The organism is Caballeronia sp. (assembly GCF_049581465.1).
GTDB lineage: Bacteria > Pseudomonadota > Gammaproteobacteria > Burkholderiales > Burkholderiaceae > Caballeronia.
Genome location: NZ_JBAUSA010000135.1, coordinates 1 through 2,977 on the forward strand (window position 1 = coordinate 1; position 2,977 = coordinate 2,977).

Annotated in this window: 3 protein-coding genes and 1 pseudogene; 3 read left to right on the forward strand and 1 reads right to left on the reverse strand. The window is 58.6% G+C overall.

Features of this window, described 5'->3' with window-relative positions:
• The coding region (locus WCA53_RS03505) for a DUF6537 domain-containing protein (protein ID WP_423905509.1) at positions 1–417 on the forward strand (417 nt) is incomplete at its 5' end.
• Between the two features lie 101 nt (positions 418–518).
• Here the strand turns inward: WCA53_RS03505 and WCA53_RS03510 are convergent.
• Complete coding sequence (locus WCA53_RS03510) at positions 519–983, reverse strand: MarR family winged helix-turn-helix transcriptional regulator (RefSeq protein WP_423905510.1); 465 nt, start codon at positions 981–983, stop codon at positions 519–521.
• Between the two features lie 305 nt (positions 984–1,288).
• Here WCA53_RS03510 and WCA53_RS03515 point away from each other — a divergent pair, with 305 nt between their 5' ends.
• Together WCA53_RS03515 and WCA53_RS03520 are read left to right on the forward strand one after the other, a co-directional pair.
• Entirely contained in the window at positions 1,289–2,065 is a 777-nt protein-coding gene (locus WCA53_RS03515) for a cyclase family protein (protein WP_423905512.1), read from the forward strand.
• A 611-nt stretch (positions 2,066–2,676) separates the two neighbouring features.
• A pseudogene (locus tag WCA53_RS03520) lies at positions 2,677–2,977 on the forward strand (hypothetical protein); the annotation flags it as partial.

A 2,977-nucleotide genomic window follows, 5' to 3' on the forward strand; every position in this document is an offset into this window, starting at 1 on the left:
CACTGGGTGCACCGTCTGGTGCGACGCTTCACGAGCAAAGGCAGGATCATTGCCACCAGTTCGATACGGGGCTATCTGATGCTCTACGCAGTCTCGCGCATGCGCTGCTGGCGCCGTAAAACGCTGCGCTACGAATTGGAGAACGCGCGTATCGAACACTGGCTTACGCAGGTGACTGAGACCGCAAAGCGCAACCCGGCCCTTGCGCTCGAACTCGCGCAGTGCCAGCGACTCGTCAAGGGCTACAGCGACACGCACGCACGCGGGCTGAAGAACTACCAGACCCTGATGGCAGCCGTGGCACGCGCGGGCGCCTCGCTCGCGCCGGCCACGCTGCGCGAGTTGCGTGAGGCCGCATTGGCCGATGAGCACGGAAAGAAGCTGCAGCAAGCGCTGATAAGGCATGCGCTCGCATAATCGGTAGGGTGCGGCGGCGGGTCGGACGACTACTTCGAAATTGGAGACGCGGGACGATTTCACATGTGGCGGCCGTGAGGCACCAGCGCATGGTTGCGCGCTCAGGTGGGCGGACGGTGGAGGTCGATCAGCAGGCGCAGCGTCGCCTTGAGCTCCTCGGCTTTCTCTTTGCCGAGCGGCGCCAGCACTTGTTCCTCGTGTGCCTTGGCTTGCTCGATGAGGGCCAGCACGAGCTTCTGCCCTCGCGGCGTGATGCGAATGAGGGTGATACGCCGGTCGGTTTCATGGGGGACGCGCTTGACATAGCCCTGTGCTTCCATGCGGTCGAGCAGCCGCGTGACGGTCGGTTGCTTGGTCACGGAAACCTGTGCCAGGCGACCGATGCTGATGGGCTCGCTGTTGGACAACGTGGACAGCACGCGCCAGTCGGAGACTTCGAAGCCGTTGGCCTGGACAATGACATGGAATTCGCCAGAGATGAGCTCGCTGACCTGCGCCAGCAGCGCGGGCGTGTAGCTGTCAACGAAGGGCGTTTCCTTGGGCTTGTTCGGACGATGGGGATTCACGGCTGACTGTCTCGGTAGCTTGAAATGCCGCAACATACCATGCGGTGACGTATCAGGGATTGAACGTATGATCTCACATAAGCTTTCGGGTGCTCGCTTTTGTTATCCTGATTTATGTTGTGTAGTGCGAATTATAATGAAATAGCGAAAAATTATTTGAAACGGGTTAACCATGATTTTGAAAATATTTTTATCTGAAAGATAATGTTTCATGCCCGTGCCACGATAAGGTACGGTATGCGGGCTGCGCGGCTGGCAATTGCCAAAAAAGAATCGGTGACAGGACAAGAGGGAGAGGGGACATTATGGGCAGCCTTGAACAGATGGTCGCGGACCTGGCGAGCGGCCGGGTGCGTGTGGTGGATCTGACGCAGACGCTATCGCCGGAGTTTCCGGCCCTGCATCTGCCGCCAGAATTCGGGCAGGTGTGGGCGTTCAAAATGGAGCGCATCAGCCAGTACGACGAGAAGGGTCCGGGTTGGTACTGGAACAACTTTTCGTGCGGCGAGCACACGGGCACGCATTTCGATGCGCCGGTCCACTGGATCAGCGGACGCGACCACGCGCACAACTCGGTGGACACGATCGAGGTAAAAAACTTCATCGCACCGGCGGTGGTGTTGGATGCGAGCGAGCAGGTGGCGGCCAATGCAGACTGGCTGCTGACGGAGGAATTCCTTGAGCGGTGGGAGACGCAGCACGGCCGGATTCCGGCGGGCGCATGGGTGCTGCTGCGCACGGACTGGTCAAAGCGCAGCGATCCGGCGCAGTTCCTGAACCTGCGTGAGGACGGCGCACACACGCCGGGGCCGACGCAGGAGGCGGTGGAGTGGCTGATCCATGAGCGTCAGGTGCACGGCTTCGGGGTGGAGACGATCAATACGGATGCGGGGCAGTCGTACGGGTGGCCGGTGCCGTACCCGTGCCATACGCTGATGCATGGGGCAAACCGTTATGGGCTGCAGTGCCTGAAAAACCTGGACCAGTTGCCAGCCACGGGGGCGGTGATCGTCTCGGCGCCGCTGAAGATCCAGGGTGGCTCCGGCAGCCCGCTGCGCGTGTTGGCGCTGGTGCAGGAATAAGGCAGATGTTCCTGCCAGGGCCAAACAGATTTTCATGCTGAATCGCGCGTTATCGGCGAACGAATGCCTGCGGCTTGGGATTCGTGGACCAGGTGTATCCAGCGGACCAACCCGCGCGTGCTGTGGACAGCTTGGCCCGGGAATTCGCTATCAGGCCCACGTCAACTTATGGCTGCGTCTTCCGGGTTCAACGGTAATCGGCCCACAAGTTGACATTCAGGATCCGCCTGAGAGACTAACTTTAATATTTGCGATTCTGGCCCTGATACTGATAAAGATTCGAACAAACAATCTGTATATACAAATCGAAGGTAGCAGGAAGGTCGATCCTGTAGTCATCTTCAGGCAATAATCCCCGTCGCCTATCAGACGTGCGACCTCCGCCGAGATGGCGGAGAGCCGGCGCCAATGTTCTTGCGTAGGTGTTTGCCCGGGTCGCTGCGAGAAGTTCTTGAAGTAGCAGGCAACGCGGTTTATCGTCAAATCCTGTCTATACAACCATGCGACGCGGGCGGTACCGGCGTCCGCAATACATCGCAGGTTTAGGGCGATTGAGCTTTGTTCTGTTGAATTGCAATACTGTTGCAGTCGCAAATTACTTTGGAGAACCAATGTCTTCCACCGATCATTTGCAGGGTGCGTGTGTGTGGGATGGCGTCGAAATGCAAGCAGACGCGCGATGGGTCAAGACGTTTCCTCCGGCCGTATTGGACGAGATTGATGCCGCGATCGACAAGTTGGGCAATGTCGACTGGAGCGAAGTCAGCCGCGATAACTTCCCGTTGCCAGGCGCTGATGCGTTTTTCGATGACGTGCGCGAGGAATTGGAGAACGGCTCCGGGATGGTGAAAATACAGGGACTCGATGTCAGTCGTTATAGCCCGGAACAGTTGCGGCGCATATGGTATGCAT